The 24859-nt window shown below is 70.9% G+C and carries 24 protein-coding genes, 1 pseudogene and 1 riboswitch; of the genes and pseudogenes, 10 read left to right on the top strand and 15 right to left on the bottom strand.

Annotated features, from left to right (window positions below; genetic code table 11):
- Positions 1–34: 34 nt before the first annotated feature.
- Positions 35–544, bottom strand: a complete 510-nt coding sequence (locus KZ829_RS43865) for a transglycosylase family protein (protein WP_308285374.1) — start codon at positions 542–544, stop codon at positions 35–37.
- Positions 545–584: 40 nt separating this feature from the next.
- A riboswitch (cyclic di-AMP (ydaO/yuaA leader) is annotated at positions 585–758 on the bottom strand.
- A 236-nt stretch (positions 759–994) separates the two neighbouring features.
- Between KZ829_RS43865 and KZ829_RS07400 the strand changes: the two genes are divergently transcribed.
- Positions 995–1489 (top strand): GNAT family N-acetyltransferase, encoded by a 495-nt coding sequence (locus KZ829_RS07400; protein ID WP_220143091.1) that lies wholly within the window; start codon positions 995–997, stop codon positions 1487–1489.
- Between the two features lie 49 nt (positions 1490–1538).
- Positions 1539–2357, top strand: a complete 819-nt coding sequence (locus KZ829_RS07395; protein ID WP_220143090.1) for a MerR family transcriptional regulator — start codon at positions 1539–1541, stop codon at positions 2355–2357.
- Between the two features lie 161 nt (positions 2358–2518).
- Here KZ829_RS07395 and KZ829_RS07390 read toward each other — a convergent pair whose 3' ends face one another.
- The 5 genes and pseudogenes from KZ829_RS07390 to KZ829_RS07375 form a co-directional block, all read right to left on the bottom strand.
- On the bottom strand, positions 2519–3760 hold the full coding sequence (locus tag KZ829_RS07390) for a gluzincin family metallopeptidase (RefSeq protein WP_220143089.1): 1242 nt from the start codon (positions 3758–3760) through the stop codon (positions 2519–2521).
- Positions 3761–3990: 230 nt separating this feature from the next.
- On the bottom strand, positions 3991–4593 hold the full coding sequence (locus KZ829_RS07385; RefSeq protein WP_220143088.1) for a TetR/AcrR family transcriptional regulator: 603 nt from the start codon (positions 4591–4593) through the stop codon (positions 3991–3993).
- 161 nt (positions 4594–4754) lie between these two features.
- Complete coding sequence (locus KZ829_RS44835; RefSeq protein WP_372453845.1) at positions 4755–5144, bottom strand: CoA transferase; 390 nt, start codon at positions 5142–5144, stop codon at positions 4755–4757.
- Positions 5145–5211: 67 nt separating this feature from the next.
- Positions 5212–5871, bottom strand: a pseudogene (locus tag KZ829_RS44830) (CoA transferase); the annotation flags it as partial.
- Between the two features lie 400 nt (positions 5872–6271).
- A complete protein-coding gene (locus KZ829_RS07375; RefSeq protein WP_246635225.1) occupies positions 6272–6769 on the bottom strand; it encodes a hypothetical protein in 498 nt (165 codons plus the stop codon).
- Positions 6770–6993: 224 nt separating this feature from the next.
- Between KZ829_RS07375 and KZ829_RS07370 the strand changes: the two genes are divergently transcribed.
- The gene (locus KZ829_RS07370) at positions 6994–8010 is read left to right on the top strand and encodes a 2-dehydropantoate 2-reductase (RefSeq protein ID WP_220143085.1); all 1017 of its coding nucleotides are present in this window, start codon (positions 6994–6996) and stop codon (positions 8008–8010) included.
- Position 8011: 1 nt separating this feature from the next.
- Here KZ829_RS07370 and KZ829_RS07365 read toward each other — a convergent pair whose 3' ends face one another.
- Both KZ829_RS07365 and KZ829_RS07360 read right to left on the bottom strand, forming a co-directional pair.
- On the bottom strand, positions 8012–9208 hold the full coding sequence (locus KZ829_RS07365; RefSeq protein WP_220143084.1) for a hypothetical protein: 1197 nt from the start codon (positions 9206–9208) through the stop codon (positions 8012–8014).
- Between the two features lie 2 nt (positions 9209–9210).
- Positions 9211–9696: a SigE family RNA polymerase sigma factor gene (locus KZ829_RS07360; RefSeq protein ID WP_308285373.1), complete on the bottom strand. Its 486-nt coding sequence runs from the start codon at positions 9694–9696 to the stop codon at positions 9211–9213.
- Positions 9697–9806: 110 nt separating this feature from the next.
- Between KZ829_RS07360 and manD the strand changes: the two genes are divergently transcribed.
- The 7 genes from manD to KZ829_RS07325 all read left to right on the top strand — a co-directional run bounded on the left by manD (position 9807) and on the right by KZ829_RS07325 (position 18663).
- Positions 9807–11015 carry a D-mannonate dehydratase ManD gene (manD, locus tag KZ829_RS07355; protein WP_220143082.1) on the top strand — a complete coding sequence of 403 codons (1209 nt, stop codon included), beginning with the start codon at positions 9807–9809 and terminating at the stop codon, positions 11013–11015.
- Between the two features lie 109 nt (positions 11016–11124).
- Entirely contained in the window at positions 11125–11454 is a 330-nt protein-coding gene (locus KZ829_RS07350; protein WP_220143081.1) for a hypothetical protein, read from the top strand.
- Positions 11451–12383, top strand: coding sequence for a hypothetical protein (locus tag KZ829_RS07345; RefSeq protein WP_220143080.1), 933 nt, complete (start codon positions 11451–11453; stop codon positions 12381–12383). The genes KZ829_RS07350 and KZ829_RS07345 overlap by 4 nt, the downstream gene beginning before the upstream one ends.
- Positions 12380–13342, top strand: coding sequence for an AAA family ATPase (locus KZ829_RS07340; RefSeq protein WP_220143079.1), 963 nt, complete (start codon positions 12380–12382; stop codon positions 13340–13342). The genes KZ829_RS07345 and KZ829_RS07340 overlap by 4 nt, the downstream gene beginning before the upstream one ends.
- Position 13343: 1 nt before the next feature.
- Positions 13344–15146: a hypothetical protein gene (locus KZ829_RS07335; RefSeq protein ID WP_220143078.1), complete on the top strand. Its 1803-nt coding sequence runs from the start codon at positions 13344–13346 to the stop codon at positions 15144–15146.
- On the top strand, positions 15143–16390 hold the full coding sequence (locus KZ829_RS07330; protein WP_220143077.1) for a CHAT domain-containing protein: 1248 nt from the start codon (positions 15143–15145) through the stop codon (positions 16388–16390). The genes KZ829_RS07335 and KZ829_RS07330 overlap by 4 nt, the downstream gene beginning before the upstream one ends.
- Positions 16387–18663, top strand: coding sequence for a caspase family protein (locus KZ829_RS07325; RefSeq protein WP_220143076.1), 2277 nt, complete (start codon positions 16387–16389; stop codon positions 18661–18663). The genes KZ829_RS07330 and KZ829_RS07325 overlap by 4 nt, the downstream gene beginning before the upstream one ends.
- A gap of 56 nt (positions 18664–18719) precedes the next feature.
- Here the strand turns inward: KZ829_RS07325 and KZ829_RS42750 are convergent, their stop codons facing one another.
- From KZ829_RS42750 to KZ829_RS07290, 7 genes are all read right to left on the bottom strand, one after another.
- Entirely contained in the window at positions 18720–19517 is a 798-nt protein-coding gene (locus tag KZ829_RS42750) for a poly(ethylene terephthalate) hydrolase family protein (protein ID WP_246635224.1), read from the bottom strand.
- Between the two features lie 11 nt (positions 19518–19528).
- Positions 19529–20722, bottom strand: a complete 1194-nt coding sequence (locus tag KZ829_RS07315) for an extracellular catalytic domain type 1 short-chain-length polyhydroxyalkanoate depolymerase (RefSeq protein WP_220143075.1) — start codon at positions 20720–20722, stop codon at positions 19529–19531.
- An 82-nt stretch (positions 20723–20804) separates the two neighbouring features.
- The gene (locus KZ829_RS07310) at positions 20805–21575 is read right to left on the bottom strand and encodes a hypothetical protein (RefSeq protein ID WP_220143074.1); all 771 of its coding nucleotides are present in this window, start codon (positions 21573–21575) and stop codon (positions 20805–20807) included.
- A 43-nt stretch (positions 21576–21618) separates the two neighbouring features.
- Positions 21619–21993: a PH domain-containing protein gene (locus KZ829_RS07305; RefSeq protein WP_183218816.1), complete on the bottom strand. Its 375-nt coding sequence runs from the start codon at positions 21991–21993 to the stop codon at positions 21619–21621.
- A gap of 43 nt (positions 21994–22036) precedes the next feature.
- Complete coding sequence (locus tag KZ829_RS07300) at positions 22037–22918, bottom strand: RNA polymerase sigma-70 factor (RefSeq protein WP_220143073.1); 882 nt, start codon at positions 22916–22918, stop codon at positions 22037–22039.
- Positions 22919–22926: 8 nt separating this feature from the next.
- The gene (locus KZ829_RS07295; RefSeq protein WP_220143072.1) at positions 22927–24066 is read right to left on the bottom strand and encodes an NAD(P)/FAD-dependent oxidoreductase; all 1140 of its coding nucleotides are present in this window, start codon (positions 24064–24066) and stop codon (positions 22927–22929) included.
- A 121-nt stretch (positions 24067–24187) separates the two neighbouring features.
- Entirely contained in the window at positions 24188–24853 is a 666-nt protein-coding gene (locus tag KZ829_RS07290; RefSeq protein ID WP_220143071.1) for a M23 family metallopeptidase, read from the bottom strand.
- Positions 24854–24859: the final 6 nt, after the last annotated feature.

Raw genomic sequence — 24859 nt, 5'->3', positions numbered from 1 at the left:
CACGCGGGACGCTACCGAGGGGGTACGACACTTTTCAGAGACGGATCCGCTGCCCCACGAAGATCAGGCCGGGGTTGGAGATGCGGTCCTTGTTGTGCGCGTAGAGCGTACGCCAACCGCCTTTGATCTTGAATTTGCGCGCGATCGAGGCGAGTGTGTCGCCGGAGCGGACCACATAGGTCTTGCCGCTCGGCTTCTTCGCGGCGGGCTTCTTCCCGCTGGACGTCCTCTTGTAGACGCCGGGCTTCTTTCCGCAGGTCGGCCATGGGCTGAGCCCACGCTTCTTGTAGAGCTTCTCGGCGATCGCGATCTGCTCGGCCTTGCTGGCCCTGTTGGCGGTCGGCGCGTATCTGGCGCCGCCGTTCGCCTTCCACGTGCTGCGGCTGAACTGCAGGCCGCCGTAGTAGCCGTTCCCGGTGTTGATGTGCCAGCGTCCGCCGGACTCGCACTTGGCGATGACATCCCAGTTGACCTGGCGGGCCGCGGCCTGAGCCGGGGCCGCCGGGCCGAGCAGGAGGCCGGCTCCGGTCACCCCGGCGGTCACCAGACCGAGGGCAAGGCGCGTTCGTCTACCGATCCGAGACATGGATGATCCTCCACGCCTGCGAGGTGAGCTGTCGGGTTCGGGCAGAGTGGCCCGGCCGTTTCACGCACGGCTTCACCCCGAGGCGCGCGCGGCGCGCCGGAAAAAGTGGGTCCCCCGCTCCTGCCGTCGATTCGTGTCCGTGGGCGGCGGCAGGATTCGGCGGTCCGTCCACAGTGCCCGCCGTACGCGGGACGGCCCGACGGTATCCACGGTCGATGGATGAATACCAAGCCTCACGCCGGGGATAGTGACGTTCTTCTCAGTATTCGCCCGATTTGATCTTGCTTTCGCCCAGAAATACCCGGCACAGGGGTTATTCCTGTTTAGAGCGGCTTTTCGTGCCTCATCAGGACCTCGTCACCGGCCTGCGCGTCGAACCGGCGCCCGCTCCGGGCACAATGTCCGCTCATGGAACCACCCGAGATGATCAACGCCGGTGACCTGGTCCTCAAGCGCTGGGAACCCGAGTGGGCCGCCGAACTCGCGGCCGCCGTCCAGGAGTCACTGCCCGAGCTGAGCCCGTGGCTGCCGTTCGCGACCGACGACTACGGCGTCGGCCAGGCCCGGGACTTCATCGGGCGTAACTTCGACGGCGACAACTTCAACTACGCGATCTTCACGGCGGTCGGTGAGCTGATCGGCTCGATCGGCCTGATGACCCGGATGGGGCCGGCCGTCCTGGAGATCGGCTACTGGATACGTACGCCGTATGCCGGCCGTGGCCACATGACGGCCGCCGTGCGGGTTCTCACCCGGGTCGCCCTCACCCTGCCCGGTATCGAGCGGGTGGCGATCCGGCACGACCCGGCCAACGTGGCGTCGGCAACGGTCGCCGCCAGAGCGGGTTTCGCCGAGACCGGCCGCGACGGCGACGACGTCGTCCGCGAGTACCGCGGCGCTTGACTCTCCCCTCAGGGGAGACTCGATCCTCGGTGAGGAACGGAGGAACCACATGGACGACATGATCCCGATCGGGCACTTCTCCCGGATGAGCCGGCTGTCGATCAAGGCGCTGCGCTTCTACGACGAGCAGGGCCTGCTCATCCCAGCCCGGGTGGATCCGTCGTCCGGCTACCGCTACTACCGGCGGTCGCAGGCCAGGCAGGCCGAGGCGATCCGGGTGCTGCGCCAGACCGACATGCCGATCGGTGACATCCGCGACGTGCTGTCGTCCGACGATCCGGAGATCGTTTCCAAGCGACTGCAGGATCATCGCGAACGGCTACGGTCCCGGCTCGCCGAGCAGGAGCGGATGCTGCGGTTCCTCGAACAGCTCATCGATCGAGGAGGATATGCCATGCCCTACCAGGTGACGACCAGACAGATCGGTTCCCGGCCGGTGGCGGCCCTGCGCCTGCACACGATCCTCCCCACGATCGGGGCCGACATGGCCCGTGGGTTCAGCACGCTGGTCAGCGCGATCGGCACGGCCGGCGCCTCGCCCAGCGGGGCCCCGTTCGTGATCTACCACAACGTCATCGACGAGCGGGTCTCGGGCGACATCGAGATCTGCATCCCGGTCCCGGTGGGGATCGCGTTCGCGGAGGGTCCGGTGGTCTTCCGCGAGGTCCCGGGCGGGCCGGCGGCGGTCATCGTGCACCAGGGACCGCATGCGGAGATCTCCCCCGCCTATCACGAGGCCTTCACGTGGATCGAGGCTCACGGCCGGAAGCCGGCCGGGCCGCCGTGCGAGGTCTACCTCAACGACCCACAGACGGTCGCCCCGGAGGAGTTGCTCACCGAGGTCCAGTTCCCCATCGATCGCCTCTGATCGACACCTGTGCGCACCCGGGTCGCTCGCGCATCCGCTCGGCCCCGGGTCCACGCCCCACGCCGACAGACCGCAGACACAAACAGACGGCGGGCGAGTGCCCGCGAGCGCGCCGTGGGATTGACGACGCGCTTGCGGGCACCCGCGCAGAGGGACGGAGGTCAGAGATGAGCGGAGGTCGTCGCGGAGCCGTTGGGGCGCGGGTCAGGGAGCAGGCGGTCGCGGTGCGACGCCGCAGCGGAAGCGCTGTCGTTCGACTGGAGACCGCACGATGCCAGCGTGTGCGGCCGCAGCAGCATCGAGGTCGGGACCGGGGCGATCTCCCGCCAGGCGAAGCACTCCCGGATGATCTGCGCGTTCTCGCCGCCGGTGATCTCCCGGTCGGCCTGGAGGATGGCCCGCAGGATGCCGTGATAGGTCAGGAAGTCGGGCGAGATGGCGCTCCAGGTGACCGCGAGCAGCCTGCCCAGATAGTCGCGGGCCCGCAGCAGCGACTCCTTGAAGGCTTCCTCGCTGCCGGTGTAGGCGGCCGCGAACTCGGCCTGGATCTCGTCGAGGTCCTGGACCGTGCCGGGCAGGTTCGTCGACCGGATCCGCAGGTCGTCGGTGATCAGCTTCTTGGCGACCAGGTCGTGCTGGAAGACCTCGACCATGGTGTCGAAGATCGCCCCGGTGAGCGGCAACGACCGGTCGTGCGGCTCGTCGCCCACGTCGGACATCCGCATGGCGTTGAACGCGACCCGGATCTCCCGGCTGTCGGACAGCTCCCCCACCCGGTCCAGGCCGTTGATGGTGAGCAGGTTGCCCCGCGTCGACTCGAGCAGATGGTCGACGACCGAGTGGAAGTGCAGCGACGACACGATCGCCACCAGGTCGCCGGCCGACTCGTGCATGCCGCCGTAGTCGATGCCCTCGTCCTGCCTGCTGGCCGGCGCGCCGACCTCGGCGAAGATGATGCTGTGCCCCAGTTCGTGGGCCAGCACGTCGAAGTTCTCACAGTACGGCCGGGTGTGGTCGATCGTCCCGTTCGCCGACCGGCCGAAGCCGAATTCGAGGAACCCGTACCCGGACTGCGCATTGTTCCACTCGATCAACGGGATCAGTTCCAGTCGATCGAAATCGGACTCGAAATGCCAGTGAATGGTCCGCCCGAAGTAGTCCTCCCAGATGTCGAGGACCCGGCGAACGGTCGCGTACATGGTGGCCGCCGAGAATTCCCGGGTGGCCGGATCGAGGTGATCGAAATGACCTTCGCTGTCCGGCTGGATCGGGTCCCGCTTGGTCCCGCGGAACGGGGGCCGGAAGAAGTTGTTGTAGGGCAGTTTGCCGATCGCGTCAACCACGAACATCCGGTCGTCGCCCGGTCCGGGCCGCATGGCGGCCGGCTCGATCGAGACAGTCACCAGCTCGGGCTCCGCGAAGAGCGGCCCCGATCCGTCCGCCTTCATCAAAAATCGGGGTTGAGGAAAGATCCGGAATCGGGTGCCGACATCCGCGAGCCTGCGATCCAGTTCCAAAGACATGAGAGCCTCCGGCCGCCGTTGAATTTCCGAGGACCTACAGCGGATTCCTCAGTCGAGCGTAAGTCAACGTACCTGTCCAAGAACCATCCAAAAGACGAGAGAACACCCCTTCAGGATCGCCCCAGCACCCTCAGAAGCGCTCCGGTGAGATGCTCCGCCGCCTCGTCCGCGCTCCATTCGAGCGTCCGGGTCAGGTCCACGACCACCCGCTCATCGAAGATCGTCACCCACATCAGCACCGCGAACCGCACGTCCTGCCGCGGCACCGCCCCCGACGCGATCGCCGCCTCGACGAGCCGAGCAAGCCGCTCATACAGCCCGCCGACGAACGGGTCCTCCTCGCCACGGCGCGCCAGCACACCCCGCGGAGACCGGATGTGCACAGCCGCGGCACCCCACCGCGACGCCTGCTCGACCCACTCCCGGCAGACCGCGCGCACGTCCGCCAGCGGATCCCCGCCACCGGGCAACCGGTCGAACGCTTCCAGCAGATCCCCTACCAGCTCCGCGAAGAACGCGTCGATCGCACTGCCCGGATCGGCGAAGTTCCGATATGCGGTCGCCGTCGACACCCCGGCCAGCCCGGCCGCCTCCGCCAGCGAGAACCCCGGCCCACGCTCGGCCAGCAACTCCCCCACCGCGGCCAGCAGCGCGGCACGCCGCAATCGCGCGTCGCCACGGCGTGGCCGCTCCCGAGATCCCACCGCCGACATGCCGAAATCCTAAAGACCCAGACCATCGGGGGTACGGCCACACCCGCCACGAAAGCACCGGCCCCGTCCCGCCGAGCCACGCGAGCACCTGCCACGCGAGACCGTGCCGCGCCCGTCCGGGCGTGAGTGGCGGGCCACCCGATCTGTCCGTTCCCGCCTGTTCAATCCGACGGAAACGTGGGCGAGGACTGGCCGTAGCGGGGTAGCAGGTGGGGCCAGTGCAGGGGGTGGCCGTCCAGGAGGCCCGGTGGGCTGATGCCGGTCCAGCCGTCGCCCAGCGGGACGCGATAGTCGTCGATGTTCGGGTGCGCGCCGTCCGTACCGGGATAAGGGGTTCTGCGGGGTTGATCCAGCAGCCAGGTCGCGGTGCGGGTGAGAGAGACGGAGACGTGGGTGGCGGGTCCGCCGCGGGCCCGGCGGGCCAGGGCGGTGAGGATGCCGGCGGCGAGCAGGTAGCCGGTGGCGTGGTCGAGCAGCTGGCACGGGAGCGTGCCGGGGCGGATGCCGTCGGGGCTGACCGCCCAGCCGATTCCGGTGGCGATCTGGACCAGGCTGTCGAAGCCGCGGCGGTCGGCCCATGGGCCGGTGGTTCCCCAGGCGGAGAGGGGTGGCGACGATGGTGCCGGGATGGCGTTCGGCGATCTGGTCCGGGGCCAGGCCGAAGCTGCGCAGCGCGCCCGGGCGGTAGCCGGTGACCACCACGTCGGCCTCGCCGATCAGGCGATCCAGGGTGCGCAGGCCCTCAGCGGTGGTGGCGTCGATCTCGGTGCTGGCCTTGCCGATGACGCCGTCGAGGGCGTGCAGCGGGAGTTCCGGGCGGTTCGGGTCGTCCACCCGCAGGACGTGGGCGCCGAGCGCGGCGAGCATTCTGGTGCCGGCCGGTCCGGCGATCACCCTGGTCAGATCCAGGATCCGTAGGCCGGAGGCGGGCAGTGGGCCCGTCGATGCAGGCAGGGCGGGTGCGTACGTGGTGGGCGTGAGGGTGATCAGTGGTGAGTCCGGTGGGCATGCGGCACGCCACTGCTCCGGGGTGCGGGCGGCGACCGCGAGGCCGCCGGCGGCGTAGACACGGTGTTCGACCTCGGTGGCCGGGAGCGCGGCGATCGCCGGGCCGGGATCGTCCGTGACGCCGAGTGCGGTCAGCAGCGCGGCGCGGTGCCACGGGTAGTTGGCGTGGGTGCGCACCCAGCCGTCCGCGGCCGGCCACAGGCGGGACAGGGGTGCGAAGCCGTCGATGCCGTTGCCGGCCGGGTCGCGCAGGTGGATCTCGCTGCGCATGGCGGCGGCCACGTGCGCGGTGTCCAGGGAGATGGCGGGGCGGCGGCCGGTGCGGGCGTGCGCGAGTTCGGCGGCGGCGACGAGGCATGCGGCCACCGAGGCGACCGCGCAGTCACCGACCGCGAGCGGCGACGCGAACGCCGGCCCGCCGGTCAAGCGCAGCGACGGAAGCGCGGAGCCACTGCTCCGGCCGTCCAGCGCCGCCGGTGCGCGAGGAGCCTCGAGCGCGGGATGGTCGAGCGCCGCCGGGCCGCGGAGAGCCTCGGGCGCGGAGAGGTCGAGCGCGGCGAGTACTCCGGGCAGCAGGTTCACCCGGACATCATGCCGGGAGGCCGGCGGCGTGCCGGGTTCGGAGGCCGGCGGCGGATTCGGCGGCTGGCCGCGTGTTGCGGCCGGCGGGTCAGCAGTAGCCGGATGGGCACTCGCCGCTGGCGAGCAGCTCGTACTGCCGGCACTTGGGGCAGCGGGGCGGCTCCGGGCGGGGCGCCGGCTTCGCGGCGGCCTTCGGCTTCGCCGGGGCCCGGGTGCCGGTGGAGGTGGCGCGGGCGCGCGGGGCAGCGGCGGCGGCCTTCACCGGCTTCCCGGCGGCGCGCTGCTCGACGGCCTCGACGGCGGCGTCGAGGAGGGCGTCGTAGTTGGCGTCGATCAGATACGCCTCGACGGAGACCTGCGTGACCGGCTCGTCGTCGCGCACATAGGCGCCCTCGATGGAGAGCGCCACCTCGTTGGCCCGGTCCTGGTCGAGGGCCAGGTCGATGCCGCCGGGGTGGATGTGCACCGCGATGACGTTCGAGTCCTTCGGGCGGACCTGGAGTGAGCGACCCGATGGGCGGACGTCGACCCTCGTGCGGCCGCGAAGCTCCAGCAGCAACCGTGCCACCGACGGAGCCGCACCCATGTCATCAGTGGGCTCAATCCCGAACGTGTCCATCTGCCCTCCGCTCAACTTCGCCAGGCTACCGCGCGCGGGTTGCGGGGGTGATTCCGGATGTTGGTTCGTGTGCCGTACGACACGAGGGGTGTGACGGACGACCGTTTCCGTCCAGACGTAACGGAGCCGAAAAACTTCTCCCGCAAGATGGGAACTGAGAAAACATTCTCAGTTATTCGGGAGGCTGGTTCATGTCCACGAGGACTCGGGTCGCGGTCATCGGCGCCGGAGCGGTCGGCACGGTGGTCGCCGCCGCGGCGGTCGACGCCGGGCACGACGTCGTCGTCTGCGCCCGGCGCCGCCCGGAGCGGCTGGTCATCGAGCGCGCCGACAGCGTTCGTGAGCTGGACGTCCCGGTGCTGGTCGACCCGAGCGAGGCGACCGAGGTGGACTGGGTGCTGCTGGCCACCAAGGCGCAGGACGCGACGGGCGCGGCCGCCTGGTTCGGGCCGCTGGTGGGGCCGAACACGACCGTGGTGGTGCTCCAGAACGGCGTCGACCACGCCGAGCGGATCGAACCGCTGGTGCCGCGCGGCGCACGGGTGCTGCCGGCGCTGGTCTACGTGGCGGCGGAGTCGCTCGGCCCGGGTCACGTGCTGCACCGGATGGGCGCCCGGATCACGGTGCCGGGCGCGCCCGGCACCGCCGCGAGCACGGCGCGGGCGACCTTCAGCGAGGACGCGCCCCGGACAGCCGCGAGCACGGCGCGGGGGACCTTCGGCGAGGGCCCGGCCGCGGCGGTCACGGAGCTGTCGCGGACCGATCCGGCGGACCGGTTCACGGCGCTGCTGGACGGGTCGTGGCTGCACGTCGAGCGGGTCGCCGACTTCTCCACGGCGGCGTGGCGCAAGCTGCTGACCAACGTCGGGGCGAACCCGGTGACCTCGCTGACCATGAAGCGGATGTCGGTCATCCAGCACGAGCCGGCGGTCCGGGAGCTGACCCGGGCGCTGCTCGACGAGGCGATCGCGGTGGGCCGGGCGGCCGGGGCCCGGCTCTCCGACGCCGACATCGAGCACACGATGGAGATCTACGACGGGTTCGCCGAGGACGACGGCACGTCGATGCTGTACGACCGGCTGGCCGGCCGGGCCACCGAGCACGAGCTGATCACCGGCGCGGTTGTCCGGCTCGGCGAGCAGCACGGGGTGCCGGTGCCGCTGAACCGGGCGATCCTGGCGCTGATGCACGGGGTGAACCACAAGTAGGTCAGGGCAGGCGGACCGACAGGAGGGCCTCGATCGGGCCGGCGGTGACCTGGGTGACCACCCCGGTACGCGTGTCCCAGGTGATCAGGCCCTCCCGGTCGGTCTTCACCAGCAGCACGTGGTCGCCGACCCAGTCGAGCGTCGTGCAGCACATCTTGCCGCGCCCGAAGCCGAGGTCGAGGATCCGCTCCACCACGCCGCTGCGCCCGTTCACCACGGTGACCATCTCGGAGCCCTCGGCGCCGGGACGGCTGCCCCAGGCGGCGGCCGCCACCCGGCCGGCGCCGTCGGGCAGGGCCGGGCCGTACCACTCGCTGATCCGGTAGCCGCCGGGCAGGCCGCTCTCGTCGATCGGCGACTCCCACGCGGGCTTCGGATCCCCCAGCACCCAGCCGCGAGCCATCCGCCGGCCGTCGATCACGACCAGTTCGGTGAGCGCTCCGGAGCCCGCCTCCCGGGCGCCGGCGCTGTTCCAGGCGGAGATCCCGGCCGGCTCGGGGGTGGCCGTGCCGGCCCGCCAGTCGACCCGGACCACGCCGGGGCCGCCCGCCCCGACCAAGACGATCTCTTCGCCCCACCACATGACCTGCTCGTTGTAGCCGGGCACCGCGACGCGGTAGACCTTCGCGGTGGTCAGGTCGATGATGACCAGGGCCTGCCGCTGGGGGACGGCGACTCGACGGCCGTCCGGGGAGAGGGCGGTGGAGCGCAGCGCGTACGCCTGATTGCCGCCCTCGTCGCGGGTGGGCGCCAGGTCTCCCACGTCGATCCGGGTCCACCCACCGGCGCGGTCGAGCACGTGCAGGTCCGGGTCGACGTCCGCGTCGGGTTCGGTCTTCTGGACGATCGCGGCCGCCCGCTCGACGGGATGCTCGGACAGTCTCGGCGCGTCGGCCGGGATGGTCAGCGTCGCCGGGAGGGGCGGGACGGCGCGTCGGGGCAGGTCGGCCGGCAGAACGTCAACGCCGGCGGCCACGGTGATCGCCGACGGCGTCACGCCGGGCGGGGCGGGTTCGCCGCCTCCGGTGCGCAGCGGCACGCTCACCGCGACCACGGTGGCGAAGGCGGCGACCCCGGCGATCAGCTGCCGGCGCCGGCGGACCCGGCGGGCGGTGGCCCAGGCGGTCGCGGCGAACGCCGGCGCCGGCACCTCGGCCGCGGTCTCCTCGAGAAGTTCCGTGAGCCGGTTCGTTCCCATCGTCAGCCCCTCCCGACCATCTCGCCGAGTTCCGGCGCGAGATCCCGCAGTTTCCGCAGGCCCGCGCTGGCCTGGCTCTTCACCGTTCCGACCGTGACGCCGAGGATCTCCGCGGTCCGTGCCTCGGTGAGGTCGTCGAAGTACCGCAGCACCAGCACGGCCCGCTGGCGGGGCGGCAGCCTGCGCAGCGCCGCCGCGAAGAGCAGCCGGTTCGGCACGTCCTCACCGCTGTCGGAGCGCTCCGGCGGGTCGTCGCTGAGGTCCTCGCGCCGGCGCCGGCGCCACCAGGAGACGGCGTCGCGGTAGATGACCGTGCGCAGGAACGCCTCGGGGTCGCCGTCGCGGACGCGGCTCCACCGCAGGGCGAGTTTGACGAGGGCGCCCTGCAACAGGTCCTGGGCGAGGTGGTGGTCGCCGCAGACGAGGTACGCCGAGCGCAGCAGCCGGTGCTGGCGTGCCTCGACGAAGGCGGCGAATTCTCTGTCCACACCTGTCCAACGCATGGGCACCCCTGGATGGTTGGGCGGCCGGGGAAACCCGCACTGACAGACTTCATCGAGCCGGACCCATCGACATCGTTCGTCAAGGAGGATCCCGAGTGAAGATCGCCGAGGCCCGGGTCGTCGTGACCTGCCCCGACCGCAACTTCGTCACCTTGAAGATCGTCACCGACGAGGGGGTGTACGGGGTCGGGGACGCGACGCTGAACGGGCGGGAACTGGCCGTCGCCGCCTATCTCACCGAGCACGTGGTGCCGCAGTTGATCGGGCGGGATCCGGCGCGGATCGAGGACATCTGGCAGTACCTGTACAAGGGCGCCTACTGGCGGCGCGGTCCGGTGACGATGACGGCGATCGCGGCCGTGGACACCGCCCTGTGGGACATCAAGGGCAAGGTCGCGGGCCTGCCGGTCTATCAGCTCCTGGGCGGCCGCTCACGTGACGGGGTGACCGTCTACGGACACGCGAACGCCGACTCCGTCGATGCCGTCCTCTCCGAGATCTCGGATTATGTGAAGCTCGGCTACCGGGCCGTGCGGGTGCAGACCGGCATCCCCGGGCTGGAGAGCACCTACGGCGTCAGCAAGGACCGGATGTTCTACGAGCCCGCCGACGCCGCCGTCCCCACCGAGAACGTCTGGTCCACCGCCCACTATCTCGACCACGTCCCGCAGGTGTTCGCCCGGGTCCGCGAGGAGTTCGGGCCGACCCTCCAGCTGCTGCACGACGTCCACCACCGGCTCACCCCGATCGAGGCGGCCCGGCTCGGTAAGAGCCTGGAGCCCTACCACCTCACCTGGATGGAGGACCCGGTCCCGGCCGAGCTCCAGGAGGGCTTCCGCCTGATCCGGCAGCACACCACCACCCCGATCGCGGTGGGCGAGGTGTTCAGCTCCATCTGGGACTGTCAGCAGCTGATCACCGAGCAGCTCATCGACTACATCCGTACGACGGTGGTGCACGCCGGTGGCATCACCCACCTGCGGCGCATCTTCGACCTGGCGAACCTCTATCACGTACGCAGCGGCTCGCACGGCGCGACCGACCTCTCCCCCGTCTGCATGGCCGCCGCCCTGCACCTCGACCTGGCCATCCCCAACTTCGGCCTCCAGGAGTACATGCGCCACACCGAGGCCACCGACGCCGTCTTCCCGCACGGCTACCGTTTCGAGGGCGGCTACCTGCACCCGTCCGAGGAGCCGGGCCTCGGCGTCGACATCGACGAGGAACTGGCCGCGCGGTACCCGTACCGTGCCGCGTCGTTGCCGGTGAATCGCCTCGAGGACGGCACCATGCACAGCTGGTGAATCCGGTCCGTCAGACATCGGTATGGACGACACGGAGCAGCAGAGGCTGCGACTCAAATTCCAGCCTCTGCTGGATCCGTCCGTGGACCACGCTGACCTCGTTCACGACGTGCCAGCCGGCAGGTCCATCCCGGAGGTTCGCCGTGACCTGCGCAAGAGGTACGACGAGCATCCGGGGTCCACGCACATCGAACTGCGGGTCGGCGGCGTCCGTGTCGGCGTCACGAGCCGCGCCCGGGTGTTCAAGGATCTCGGCAAGGCCGGCGGCGAACCGGGCGCCGGCGACGGCGACCGCGCCACCCAGCCCGGCGAGTCCAACCAGTACCGGGTGCTGACCCTCACCTGCGGATCCTGCGGGAACAGCGCTCACACCATGTACTACGACGAGCGCACCGCGCCCACCTGCTGCACGGGCGCCCGGATGCGGGTGCTGCGATGAGCCTCGACGCGCTCGCCGAGATGCCGGCCGGTCTCCAGGGCAGCCGCTTCTTCCGGGTGTACTACTTCCCCACCTACGCGGTCCTGCTCTTCCTGCTGATCCTGGTGTGGGCCGGCGCCCCCGGGGAACGGATCAGCTTCAAGGCGGCCTGGGAGACTGCCGCCAACCTGGAGATCGCCGAGGCCCTGCTGATCATCGTCGTCGTGGTGCTCCTCGCGCTGGTGCTGCACCCCTTCCAGTCGGCGCTCGTCGGGGTCCTGGAAGGCGGGTGGGCTGCGTCGCTCGGATCCGGACTGTTGCGCCGCCGCCAGCTCGCGCGGATGCGGACGTTGACGGAGGCCGCGGCGCCCCCGACCGGCACACCCGGCGACCAGGCAGTTCAGGCCGCCGGGCAGGCCGCCACCCGGCTCCGCCGCCGCTTCCCCACCCGGGAGCACCTCGTCCGGCCGACCGCGCTCGGCAACGCGCTGGCCGCCATGCAGGACAACGCGGGACGGGCGTACGGCCTGGACGCCGTGGTGGCGTGGCCCCGGCTGTACGCGGTCCTCGGCCAGAGCGTGCGCGGGGTCGTCGACGACCGGCGGGACACCATGGACAGCACCGCCCGGCTCGCCGCGTCCACCGGCATCGCGGCGATCGCCACGTTCGCCCTGCTCAGCCAGGCGACGCACTGGTGGTGGCTGCTCGGCTTCGTGCCGCTGACCGTATCGGTCATCGCCTACCGGGCGGCCGTGCACGCCGCGGTCGCCTACGGCGAGGCCGTCGAGCTGGCGTTCGACCTGCACCGATTCGACCTGCTGGACGCCCTGCACCTCGCGGCGCCCGCCGACCGGGCCGCCGAGTTGAAGATCAACCAAGAGCTGTGCGATCTGTGGCGCCAAGGAGTGCCACCCACCGCCGGCTACGTCACCGGAGGTGGCAACCGATGACCGTCCCCGTACCGGACATCGCGATCCTGCCGTACTCGCAGTTGGTGGGCCAACGGCAACTGCGGCTGGCCCTGGAGCTCTCCTACGTCGATCCGGGCATCGGCGTCCTCGCCTCCGGGGAGCGCGGCACGGCCAAGTCGACCACGATCCGCGCCTTCGGCATGATGGCTTTCGGGGTGCTGCCGGTCACCCTCCCGATCGGGGCCACCGAGGACCGGCTGATCGGCGGCCTCAACGTGGAGGCGCTGCTACTGAACAAGGAGAAGTGGCAGCCCGGGCTGATGGAACAGGCCAGCGAGTCGGCAGGGCGCATGCTCTACGTCGACGAGGTGAACCTGCTCGACGATCACCTGGTCAACATCCTGCTCGACGCGGCCTCCACCGGGGTGCTCGTGGTGCAGCGGGACAACATCGACCGGGTGCCCCTGCCCGTCCGCTTCACGCTGGTCGGCACCATGAACCCGGAGGAGGGCGGGCTCCGGCCGCAACTGCTCGACCGGTTCGGCCTGGCAGTAGCGGTGGCCAGCGAGGACGACGACGAGAGCCGCCGCAAGATCGTGGAGACCGTGCTCCGGTTCGAGGACGAACAGGACAACCCGAACTCCGAGTGGCTGGCAAAGGCACGGCAGAAGGACGCCGCCACCCGGGCCCGGCTGGCGGCCGCCCGGGCACACCGCTCCCGCCTGCCGATCACCGAGACCATCGCGAACGCGTGCGCCCGGCTCGCCGGCGCCTTCAACCTCGTCGGCCACCGCGGCGACCTGGTGCTCATCCGCTCCGCCCGGGCACGGGCCGCGCTGCTGGGCGCACAGTCGATCGAGCTGGGTCACCTGCGCAGGGTGGCCCCGCTCGCGCTGGCGCACCGGCGGCCGCTGCTCGAATCCGGGACGCTGAGGCCCTGGACGCCGGGCGACGACGGCCGGGTCGACGAGGCGCTGGGAAAAGTCGCGGCGGACTGAGATGACCGACTCCACCCCGGCGGCGCTCGAAGTGCTGCGCTGCATGGCGATCGACCACCGGATCGGGGGCGTGCTCTTCCTCGATCTGGACCCGATGCTGCTGCGCCCCCTCGCGTCGTGGCTCCTCGACGCCGTCGGCGACGACACCCGGCGGCCTGTATCGCTCGGACCCTGGCACACCGACGACGACCTGTGGCTCGGGCTCCGGTTCGCCGACGGCGCCGTACAGGTCCGCCCCGGCCTGCTGGCCAGGAACAACGACCGGCCCACTCCGGTGATCGTGGTACCCGACCTCGCGCACGCCTCGCTGGCCGTGCAGCGTGCCGCGGTGTCCCTCATCGGCTCGGAGGTGGCGGTGGCCGAGCGGCATGGCACCTCGGACACCTGGTCGCCGCGGGCGTGCTGGCTCGCCGTCTGCGACCGGGCCGACGCCGCGTCGCTCTCCGCTCATCTGCTCGACCGGTTCCCGGTCCGCTGCGACGGCGCCAGCCTCAACGAACTGCTCGTCGAGGCGGAGATCCGGCTCGCCGCCGACGATTCCCAAAGGCTCACGGAGGAGATCGGGGAACTGCTCGGCCCGGTGGGCCCGATACCGGCGCGGCGGCCGATCCCGTTCAGCGCCGGGGCACTCGACCAGGTCGTCGCCCTCGGGCGTACCGGGCCGGGTGAACGCCGCACGCTCACGCTCGGCCGGATGAGCCGGGCACTGGCCCTTCTCAGCGGCCGGGACGAGGTCGCCGCGGACGACGTCGAACAGGCCGCCGACCTGATGGGCATCACCGCGGTGACGCCCGCGACGACGGAACCGTCCCCGAAGGACACTCCCGATCCGGACCGGCGCCACGAGACCGCGGAGGCGCCGGAGCGGCCGGCCGATCCCGCTGGCGTGGCCGCGAACCCGGCCACGCTGATCGACCGCCAGGTGGTTCCGGCACCCGACCACGCCCTCGACCCGGCCGACCTGTACGCCGAGCCGAACCTGATCCGGTATCCCGAGGACGACCCGGAGGCACTCCCGTCACCGGAGCCGCTCCGGTTTCCCCCGTCGTCGCGTGCGCGCCGGCGCGGCGCCGCCGGAGCGGTCCTCGGCAGCGAGCCCACCCGCGGTCTCGACGACCTGGCGATCGTCCCCACCCTGCTGGCCGCGTTACGGTTCCGGCCGTTACGCGACGGCGAGCCAGGCCGGCTCCACCTGCGGGCCGGTGACCTGCGCCGGCACCGGCGACACCCGGAACCGGCGAGCGCCCTGATTCTCGTGCTCGACCACAGCTGCCTGCGGACCTGGGACGCAGACGCGGCCATGGCGCCCTTCCTGCGGTGGGCCCTCCGGCAGCGGGCGGCGGTCTCGGTCGTCGAGTTCGGCCACCGCGACGCGCCGGATCCGCTCCAGGCCACCCGCTACCGGGTCCGGGACATCGCCGACCCGAGAGTGGCGGCCTCCCTGAACCGGGAGCCGGGCCAACAGGCCAGCCCACTGGCGCACGCCATGGACCTGGCGGCGGCGGAGGCGCAACGGCTCGCCCGGCGCACCCGGTCGCCGGTCGACGACGCGCTCGTCCTCGTCGTCACCGACGGTCGAGGCAACGTTCCCTTGCACATGAGCCTCGGCGAACCGGCCGGCGGCCCGGTCGCCCGGCGCGGCGTCGAGGACACGATCACCGTGGCGGACCGCCTCCGTACCATCCGGGGTGTCCGATCGGTGGTGCTGGCGCCGGACGTCGCCGCCTACCCGGATCTGCCGTGGGCGGTGGCGGACGCCATGGGTGGCACAGTGATGATCCCGACGCCGGCGAGCCCCCGATGACCCGGCCGGTTCCGATGCGCGCCCGGCTGAACGCCGACTCGGCTCCGTTGACGACCGCGGCCCGGGTCGAGACCGACCTCCGCGACGCCACCGCGCCGGACGGTGAACCGGTCCAGTTCCCGGCCGAGGCGGCCCACGTCCTGGACCGGATCCCCGAGCGGACCGCCCTGCTCTGCGTCACGTCGGACCACCGTGACGGCCACTCGTTCTTCAAGCTGACCTGGTATTTCGACGGCGAACCCGACCAGACCCGGAACAGCGAGATCCACTTCTACACCCGCCCGGACGAGACCGTCGCCGATGTGATGCGCGGCCAGGCCTGGAAGAAGTCCTACCAGCGGCTGGCCATGTGGTGGCGCGACAAGCTGCGGGTGACCGACTGGCTGGAACGGCTCGTGGCCTCCCCAGGGGAAGCCGACGACGCACCGGTCCGCCTCGTCGTCCTGGATCTTACCGACTTCCAGATCCCGTGGGAGTTGCACTACTCGGATCGCAGCCAGCGGTGGCTCGGCGCCGAGATCGAGGTGATGCGCTGGCCCACCATCCTCGACTTCAGCCGGTGGGCACGGTTCGCCGCCCGGACCGGCACGTGCACCGGTGGGGTGCTGGCCCTGGAGACACCGGACATCGCCGAGCGCACCGGTTCCGCGCTCTCCGAACTGCTCCAGCCATACCGGTCCGCTCCGGTCGGGAACGTGATCGCGCTGCTGACCGAACTCAGCGACAAGACCCGGCATGTCGGGCTCGTCATGCTGCGATGTCACGGCGCCTACGAGGCGAACGACGGCGACTTCTGCCTGGGCGGTGAGAACATCGGCACCTACGAGATCGACTACGGCATGCCCCTGCTCGAACGTTCCCCGGCCGTGGTGCTGCTGAACGCGTGCGACTCCGGGACCCCGAAACCGGCGGGGCCCAACTCGTTCGTCGCCACGCAGAGCTTCGCGGAACTGTTCCTACGGCGTGGGGCGTACAGCGTCATCGCCACCCTCGGGCCGATCAGCATCGACTACTCGCACGATTTCGCCTACGAGCTGCTTGATTCGTACGATCGCGAGCAGCGGATCGCGGAGATCCTGCTGCGGCGGCGACGTAGGGCGGCCGCGAAGGTGGCCCGGCGCATTCCGGACACGCGCGAGGACGCCGATTACGACGACTTCTTTCAAAGCTTCGGGTACGTCTACTTCGGCCACCCGGACACCACCCTGCGACTGGCACTTCCCGAAAGCGGCGGTCCGCGATGAATGACGCACCGATTCGCCTCCAGCCCGTCGTGCGGTGGCCGCGTAAGGTCCGGCCGAACACCCGCTACCAGGTGATCGTGGACCTGACCGTCGAGGACGGGCAGGAGTGGCCCTACCCGGCGGAGGAGCAGACCATCGGGTGCCTGCTGGACGGGGAGCCGTGGGGCAAGGTCGAGTCGGTGGGTTCGGATCTGCTGGTCCTGCACCGGTTCGGCGGAACCTACGGGCCGATCCGGTTCGTCCTGCACGTGGCGGAGCTGCGCACGGATCCGAGGCCGCTGCGGCTGACCTTCCTCACTTCCGGCGGCATTCCCTTTCGTACGGTCGAACTGCCGGTGTCCCGCGGGGAGGCGGAGAAGGCCGACAAGTACGACGACGTCCCGGGCACCGCCGCCGAACCGCCCCGCACGGGCACGGTCACCGCCCTGCTGGTGGGCATCAACGACGCGGGACCGGGACGTCGGTCGATCGGAGGGGCGGTGAACGACATCGAGATGGTTCACCGGTTGTTGCAGTCGATGCTGACACCCCTGCCGGGAATCCACATGCTGCTGGACGCCGCGGCCACGCGGGACGCGATCGTCACACGGTTGCGGGCGCTGGCGGAGGAGACGGGACCGGACGACAGTGTCCTGTTCTGGTTCAGCGGCAACGGCTCGGCCATCGAGGCGCCCTCCGATCAATGGCACCTCTATCCCACCGGCAAGATCCAGACACTCATCTGCCATGGTCCCGGCGAAGACCGGTCGGAGATCACGGCCCCGGAACTGTCCGACCTCATCGGCCGGATCACCGACAACGGCACCCACGTGGCCGTCGTGGTGGACGCGTGCCACGGCGCCCTCAAGCCGAACGCGCGGGCGGAGCCGCCGTCCGAGCCGGGGCAACCCCATCGCCGGGTCCCTCCCTCCGAGTCCGGGCGAGACGCGGGATCCCACGTGTTGCTGAGCGCCTGTCGCTCGCACGAGAGCGCGATGGAGATCGCGATGGACGGCCAGTTCCATGGTGTCTTCTCCTGGGCGCTGGTCCGGGCGATCAGGCGGCTGGGCCCGGCCGCGACCTACCGGGAACTGATCACCGCCGCCCGCCGTGACGTCGCGAACATGGTGGAGTACCAGACTCCCGCCCTCTATCCGCCCACCGACCCGGCAGTCGACCAGCCATTTCTGGGTGGCGCGACCAAACCGCCCGCGAGCCCGATCGTGATGTACCGGGGCAGGGACGGATGGCAGATCAACATCGGCGAGTGTCACGGCGCTCCGGTGGTGACCGGCACCCGAGTCGCGGTCGTGAACACCACCCCACCGAGGGAGGCGGAGGTGGTGGACGTGCGCATGGTGGACAGCCTCGTCGAGCCGGATGGCTGGGAGCCCGATCCCGGCATCGAATACCCGGTCGTCCTCAGCACGATGCTCGCCCACCCCACCACATTCGCCGTCGAGACGGTGGCGGGGATCGACACAGAGGACTCTCGCTTCTCCGATCCGTCACCGTATGTTCGCGAGGCGACCTCCGGCGAGATCCCGGATCTCGACGTCGTCGTACAGAGCGACTCCGCCCGCATCCTCATGAGGGCGGCGCTGGAACGTATGACCTTCGCCATCAAGATCGATGGGAGGAAGCCCCGGATCATCGCCGACGCGCTGGACCACGTCGCCCGGTGGCGAAGCACCTACCTGCTCGACAACCCGTCCAGCAGCTTGAGAGAGGCGGTCCGGATCGAGGTCGTCCCGTCTCGGCCCGGTCAGGCGTGGGCGCCCGCCGACAGCACATCCCTGCGGCCGGACCGCGACGGGCTGATCCGGCTGCATGCCCAGCGAACAGCGGGGATCCGACAACCGCCGGCCCTCTTCGTTCGGCTGCGAAACACCCGCGACGAGCATCTCTACTGCGCCCTACTCGGTCTCACCACGGAATTCGGGGTGGACGTGCGGCTCTTCCCCGGGGACTTCATCGGCCCCTACGGGCTGGCGGCCGCCATGGACGGACGCCCGATCCCGGTTCCGGTCCCGGTGAGTGACCGGCGGCGCTGGTCCAGAGACGCCCAGCGGATGTGGCTCCGGCTGATCGTCTGCCAGAGGGAGTTCAGCGTCGAGCCGTTCGCGTTACCCGCACTCGATGGTGACATCTCCGCAGCGCCGCTGCGGCCGCTCTACAACGCGCGTTCCGCCCCTGCCCTCGCGCCCGGCCCGCCGCCATCGGACCCGTCCACGGACGAGGAGGCCGTCGACTGGTGGACGACGATGATCCCCATCGCGGTGGTCGACGAGTGACGGCTGCCGGCGCCCCGGGGGGACGGGGGAGGACGCCGGCAGCCTGGAGCGATCGGTCAGAGGTTCTTACGGGTCACCGTCCACGGGGAGGACAGTCCGGTGAGCACCGAGCGGGCCGTCTGGTCGCCCTTGAGTTGCCACTTCAGCCAGGCGGCGCCGACTCGGCCGTACTCTCCGCCGTTGGTCTGGGAGAACGTGCCGTAGTGACCGACCGGCAGATGGGCCATGAAGGCCGGCAGCCCGGACGGCAGGCGGCCGTAGTCGTCGACCGCGTTCGGGTAGGCGATGTCGTCCGGCCCGCCGGTGATGTAGGCGACCGGCCCGTGCAGCCGCGACAGGCGGTAGTTCTCCAGGTCGCTGAGCAGGCCGCTGTTCCAGAACACGGTGGTGTCGACCCGGGCGTCGGCGCTCGCCTCCAGGGCCTCCAGCCCGCCGCACGACTGGCCCATCACCGCGATCCTGCCGGTGTCCAGGCGGCCACGGTATTTGCTGCCGACCCGGGAGTTCTCCGCGACGGCCCAGTCGATGGCCTCGATCAGCATGTCCGCGTCGGTGCTGCCGGTGCCGCCGGGACGGCCGTTCGCGATCACCAGGAAGCCGTGTGAGGCGAACTCCTTCAGGATGTTCTGGAACCAGGTGCCGTCGGCCCGGCAGGCGCCGTTGCCCCAGGCCACAATCGGCATCAGGCCGGCCGGGAGGGTGTTCGGGCGGTAGATGGTGTGGGAGTAGAGGCGGATCGTGGTCTCGTAGTCGGCCGGGTAGGGGCCGGATCCACCCGGCGCGGCCTGGGCCGCCACGGGTGTGACAAGCAGCGTGGTGACGATCGCGGCCACGGCCGCCAGCAGCTTGCGCATGGGGACTCCGTTCAGGGGCAGGCGGTCACTCGGACGTAGTGACCGGGGGCGGTCTGCTGGAGGCTTCGGGAACCGGCACCGGCGGCGAGCCCGAGATGATCACCGGAGCCCACCGCGTACGCCGAAAGGCCGACGGTCCGGGCGCGCCCCGCGGCGATGTGTGCGGCGTTGGTCGCGGTCCAGCAGGTGGTGGCGGGCGGCGGTGTGCCGAGCCCGAAGAAGAGCGTGGCGTGGTAGGGCCCGCAGATCCGCGGGTGGCCGACCCCGCTCACGCCGCAGTTCTGGACGCCGGCGCCCGGGTCGACCGGCTGCTCGTGGCCCATGTCGTCGATGAGCCACGTCTCGAGCCGGCCGCCGCCGTAGACGGTCTTCGTGATCCCGGACCCGGGTGTGGTCGTGGATGCCGGGGTGCGGCTGATGCCGAACACGTTCGTCCACTGGTCCCGCTGGTAGTCCAGTGAGCGCGGGCTGATCAGCGGATCCGCGCCACCGTGCCAGATCTGCACCGGCGGGCGCGTGCCGTTGTAGCCCGGGTAGGAGCTACGGACCCTGTCGCCCCACTGCTGCGGGGTCAGCGTGGAGGTCGATCCGGAGCAGGGGCCGAGCGATCCGGTACGGAAGTAGGCGCTCTCGGTGTCCGCGCAGCCGTAGGGCATGCCGAAGAACACCGCGCCCGCCCTGAACCGGTCGGGGTAGGCGGCCAGCATCACGTTGGTGGCCGCGCCGCCGCCGGAGTAGCCGGTGACGAACACCCGGCTCATGTCGGCGCCGTGGGTGGTGGCCATGTGGTCGACCATCTGCACCACCGAGCGGGCCTCGCCGAGGCCGGCGTGGGCGCGGTCGGTCTCGTTCCAGGCGCTGAAGCACTTGTGCGGGACGATGCCGCCGGAGCCGACGTTCTCCGGTTTCTGTTCGGGCAGGACCAGGTGGAAGCCGTACAGGTCGGCGTACTTGCGCCAGCCGGTGTTGACGTCCAGGTCCCGCGCCTGGCCGCCGCAGCCGTGGAAGAGCACCACGACCGGGGCGCCGGTCCCGGCAGAGGCGGGTACGTAGGTGAACATCCGCTGGTTGCCGGGGTTGCTGCCGAACGACGTGACCTCGCTGAACCCGGTCGCGGCCGCCGCCGGGCCGATGCCGGCCAGTCCGGCGGCCGCGGTGGCGAACAGGACGAGCACCGCGCCGATCCATCTTGACGGTCTCAACATGAATCAAACGATGACCGTCAATACCGGCGAGAGGATCGGCGAAATCACCTGCGTCGTCGACAGGATTCCTGTCGACGGAGGGTCAGAGGCTTCCCGCGGCCGGGGTGTCCGAATCGCTGAGCCGGGCGATCTGCGGGATCGCCAGGAAGCGGGCCAGTTCCTCCGGGGAGCCGATGGCCGGGCGCAGGTCGGGCCGGTTCGCGTACTCGTGGACGGCCCGGGCCAGGAACTCGGCGTCGATGCCGATCGCCGGCAGGGTGGCGGCTTTTCGGGAGCGAAGGCCCCGCCTGCGGACCGCTCCCGGATCAGCCAGGAAGAGGGTGACCTGCTGTTCCCCGCGCGGCAGGGCCGCCCGCGGGGTCTCGAAAGCGGACCACGGCACGAGGATCGATCCGAACAACTGATGCTCCTCGATGCCGTCGGGGCGCAGCCGTACCCCGGCCCCGCGCAGCACCATGACCCAGACGGCGCCCAGCATCGCGGCCCAGAGCAGGGCGAAGACGGCCATGAACCAGACCTCGCCCGGGTACGCGATGAGGTCGCGAACCATGCCGCTGAGATTGCGGCCGCCCAGGAGAGTCCAGCCCACGGCGACGAGGACCATGCCGGGGCTCACCGGGACATCGAACGCGGGCACACCGGGCCGGGCCACCAGGATCGCCGGGTGATGGGACCGGAGCACCGCGATCGCCGCCAGAAGGGGTACGAGACCCAGCCCGCCGAACCCCAGTATCCAGCCGAGACCGGGGCCGATGCGCGCCAGAGCCACGTCGCCGGCCACCGCCGCCAGCAGCGCGGCCAGCAGCACCGCCGCGCGCCATCGGACCAGGAGGGTCAGCAGGGTGATCTTCACGGCGACAGGGTAGGCGGCCTCACCCCGTACCGACGAAAAGGGGTCAAAGGACGAAGCCGGCGATCATCTGGCTCAGGGCGCGGATGTCGGAGTCGGCCTTGAATTCGAGGCGGACCTTGCCGAGGCCGCTGAACCACATCTCCAGCTCGGAATCGCGGTCGAAGTTGCCGGCCGTTTCGATGGAGAACGCCTGGATCTTGCCGTAGGGCAGCGACGTGTAGTCGACCTTCTTGCCGGTCATGCCCTGCACGTTGGCGGCGATCAGCCGCTTGTTGGTGAAGACCACGAAGTCGCGGGTCGTCTTGAACGCCGCGATCAGCTGCTCTCCGGGGATGAGCAGCGGCGCCACCTGCGGGTAGACCGAGGCCGGGTCGCACGGGTTGAGCTTGAACACCGATGGGCTGGAGAAGTCAATCACGACCTCACGGTAGCGGGCCCACGCCCGCTTTCTCCGGGTTGTTTCAGCGCAAGGTCACCTCGGCGGCGTCGGTGAGGCGGGTGAGCTTCTCCGGGTTGCGCACGTAGTAGAGGCCGGTGATCCGCCCCTGGTCGACCCGCGCGGCCATCACCCCGTCGAACTCGCCATCGACGTGGACGGCCAGCGCCGGGCTGCCGTTGACCGTGGCGAACGCCGTGGTGTAGCTGATCCGCGCCTTCCGCAGGCCGCCGAGCATGAAGCGGGCCACCTTGTCGGCGCCGCTGATCGGGCGGGCCGCCGCCTGCTTGAGGCCGCCGCCGTCGGCGATCAGGACGGTGTCCGGCGCCAGCACGTGGAGCAGTCCCTGGAGGTCGCCGGCGGCGAGCGCGTGCTGGAACGAGTCGAGGGCGGCGCGGACCTCGTTCTCCGAGACGGTCTGCCGGGGGCGGCGGGCCTCGACGTGCTGCCGGGCCCGGTGGGCGATCTGGCGGACCGCGGCCGGGGTCTTGCCGACCGCCTCCGCGATCTCGTCGTACCCCACGTCGAACACCTCACGCAGCACGAAGACGGCCCGTTCGGTCGGCGCCAGGGTCTCCAGCACCAGCATCATGGCCATCGACATGCTCTCGGCGAGTTCCACGTCGCCGGACGCGTCGGGGGTGGTGAGCAGCGGCTCCGGAAGCCAGGAGCCGACGTACGACTCGCGGCGCCGCTGCATCGTGCGGAGCCGGTTGAGGGCCTGCCGGGTGGTGATCCGGACCAGGTAGGCGCGCCGGTCCCGGACCTGGTCGAGGTCGACGTCGACCCACCGCAGCCAGGTCTCCTGGAGCACGTCCTCGGCGTCGGCCGCGGAGCCGAGCATCTCGTACGCCACGGTGAAGAGCAGGTTGCGGTAGGTGACGAAGTCGTCCGTGGCGTCGCGCATATCGATCATCATGCGACACCGGCGGCGGTGGTGACGGCCCGGGCGCGGTTGCGGTCGTGGGTCCACATGTCGCGTGCGCCGGGGCGGCGCGCCTCGTCGGCCAGTTGCTTGACGGTGTGGAGCACCACGAACTCCTTGAGCTTCGCGCCGGGCCGCCCGCCCAGGTACAGCGGGAGGGCACGGTCGTCGCGCCTGGCGAACTGGAAGATCCCGGCCCGGCGGCCGAGGCTGATGCACTGGCCGGCGAACCCGACCCCGGCGTCCGCGGGCGTGGTTCCGGCGATGCGGCTGAGCACGGTCTCGGCCGCCTGCGGGCCGAGCTGGACCGCGGACTGGCAACCCATCCGGTACGGCCGGCCGGACGGCGCCGCAGCGTCCCCGGCCGCGACGATGGCCGGGTCGTCGACGCTGGTCAGGGTTTCGTCGGTGATCAGCCGGCCGGCGTCGTCGGTGGTGAGGCCGCTGCGGGTGGCGAGGTCGGGGACGCTGAACCCGGCCGCCCACACGGTCAGCGGGCTGGGCAGTTCCCGGCCGTCGGCGAGGCGGACGGTGGCCGGGGTGACGGCGGTGACGGTCGCGCCGGGCCCGTCGACCACGCTCACCCCGAGCCGGGCCAGCTGCCCGGCGACCGAGCGGCGGCCGTTGGTGTGCAGATACGGGTTGAGGACGTCCCCGCACACCAGGGTCACCGTGTGCCCGGCCTCGGCGAGTTCGGCGGCGGTCTCGAGTCCGGTCGGCCCGGCGCCGACGACCGTCACGGCGGAGGCGGCGTCCACGAGCGGCCGCAGCCGGCGCGCGTCCTCGAGGGTGGCGATCGGGTGGGTGTGCTCGGGCGCCCGCGGGCTGCCGCTGCCGACCGCGTAGATCAGGTAGTCGTAGCCGACGGTCGCGCCGTCGGTCAGGGTGAGGGTGCGGGTGGGGGCGTCGATCCGGTCGACGGTGGCGGTACGCAGCCGGACCCGGTCGGCGAGCACGTCCCGGTAGTCGACGACCGCCTCGTGGTTGCCGCGGACCAGCTGGTGCAGGCGGAGCCGTTCGACGAAGACCGAGCGCGGGTTGATCAGCGTGACGGTCACGTCGTCACTGCGGGTGAGACGGTTGGCGGCCATGACTCCGGCGTAGCCGCCGCCGATCACTACAACGTTCATCGGAACTCCCTGAGGCTCGTTCGGGCGGTTCGGGCACGAGACACCGGCCGGCCGGGGAGTGTGACAGTTGTGAGGCGCCTCACCCCGGGCGTTCACCGGGGTGAGGCGTCACGCCTGGAGGTCAGGCCTTGCAGTTGTTCTTCCTGTTCCAGGTGGCGACCGCCTTGACCGGGCTCTTCCGCCCGCCCTTGCGCCACGAGGTGAGGTACGACGCGGGCCAGACGACGCCGCGGCGGACCTTCCAGTCGCCGGTCTTCTTGCACGCCGGCGAGATGCCGTAGTGCACGTGGCAGACGCCGCTGGAGTTGCCGGTCTTGCCGACCTTGCCCAGTGACTGCCCGGCCTTGACCCGGACACCCTTCTTGATGCCGGCGGTCACCTTGCTCAGGTGCGAGCCGTAGTACCGGACGCCGTCGTCGCCGAGGATGGAGACGAACTTGCCGCCGTTGTACGGCCCGTCCGGCACGCCCTTCTTGTACTTGTCGACCCGGCTCACCTCGAGGACGACGCCACCGGTGGTGGCGACGAACGGCTTGCCACAGGCGGCGAAGATGTCCGTTGCCGGGTAGCCGGAGTGGGTCTTGTGGTACGAGGCGTTCTTCGCCCGTACCGGGAAGACGTACTTGTAGGTGGCGGCGGCCGCGGCCAACTCGACCTCGACGGGCGCCACGGCGGCCGCTGGCGCGGCCTCCGCGGCGGGCTCCGCCGGGTTCGAGCCGGGGACGCCGCAGCCGGAGAGGCCCACAGCGGCCGCGGTCAATCCCGCCAGCCAGGTTAAATTGCGCATCGCGAC

This window comes from Actinoplanes hulinensis (assembly GCF_019429605.1).
Lineage (GTDB): Bacteria > Actinomycetota > Actinomycetes > Mycobacteriales > Micromonosporaceae > Actinoplanes > Actinoplanes campanulatus.
Note: the sequence above shows the minus strand (reverse complement) of the source record. Positions and strands in the feature narration are given on the sequence as shown.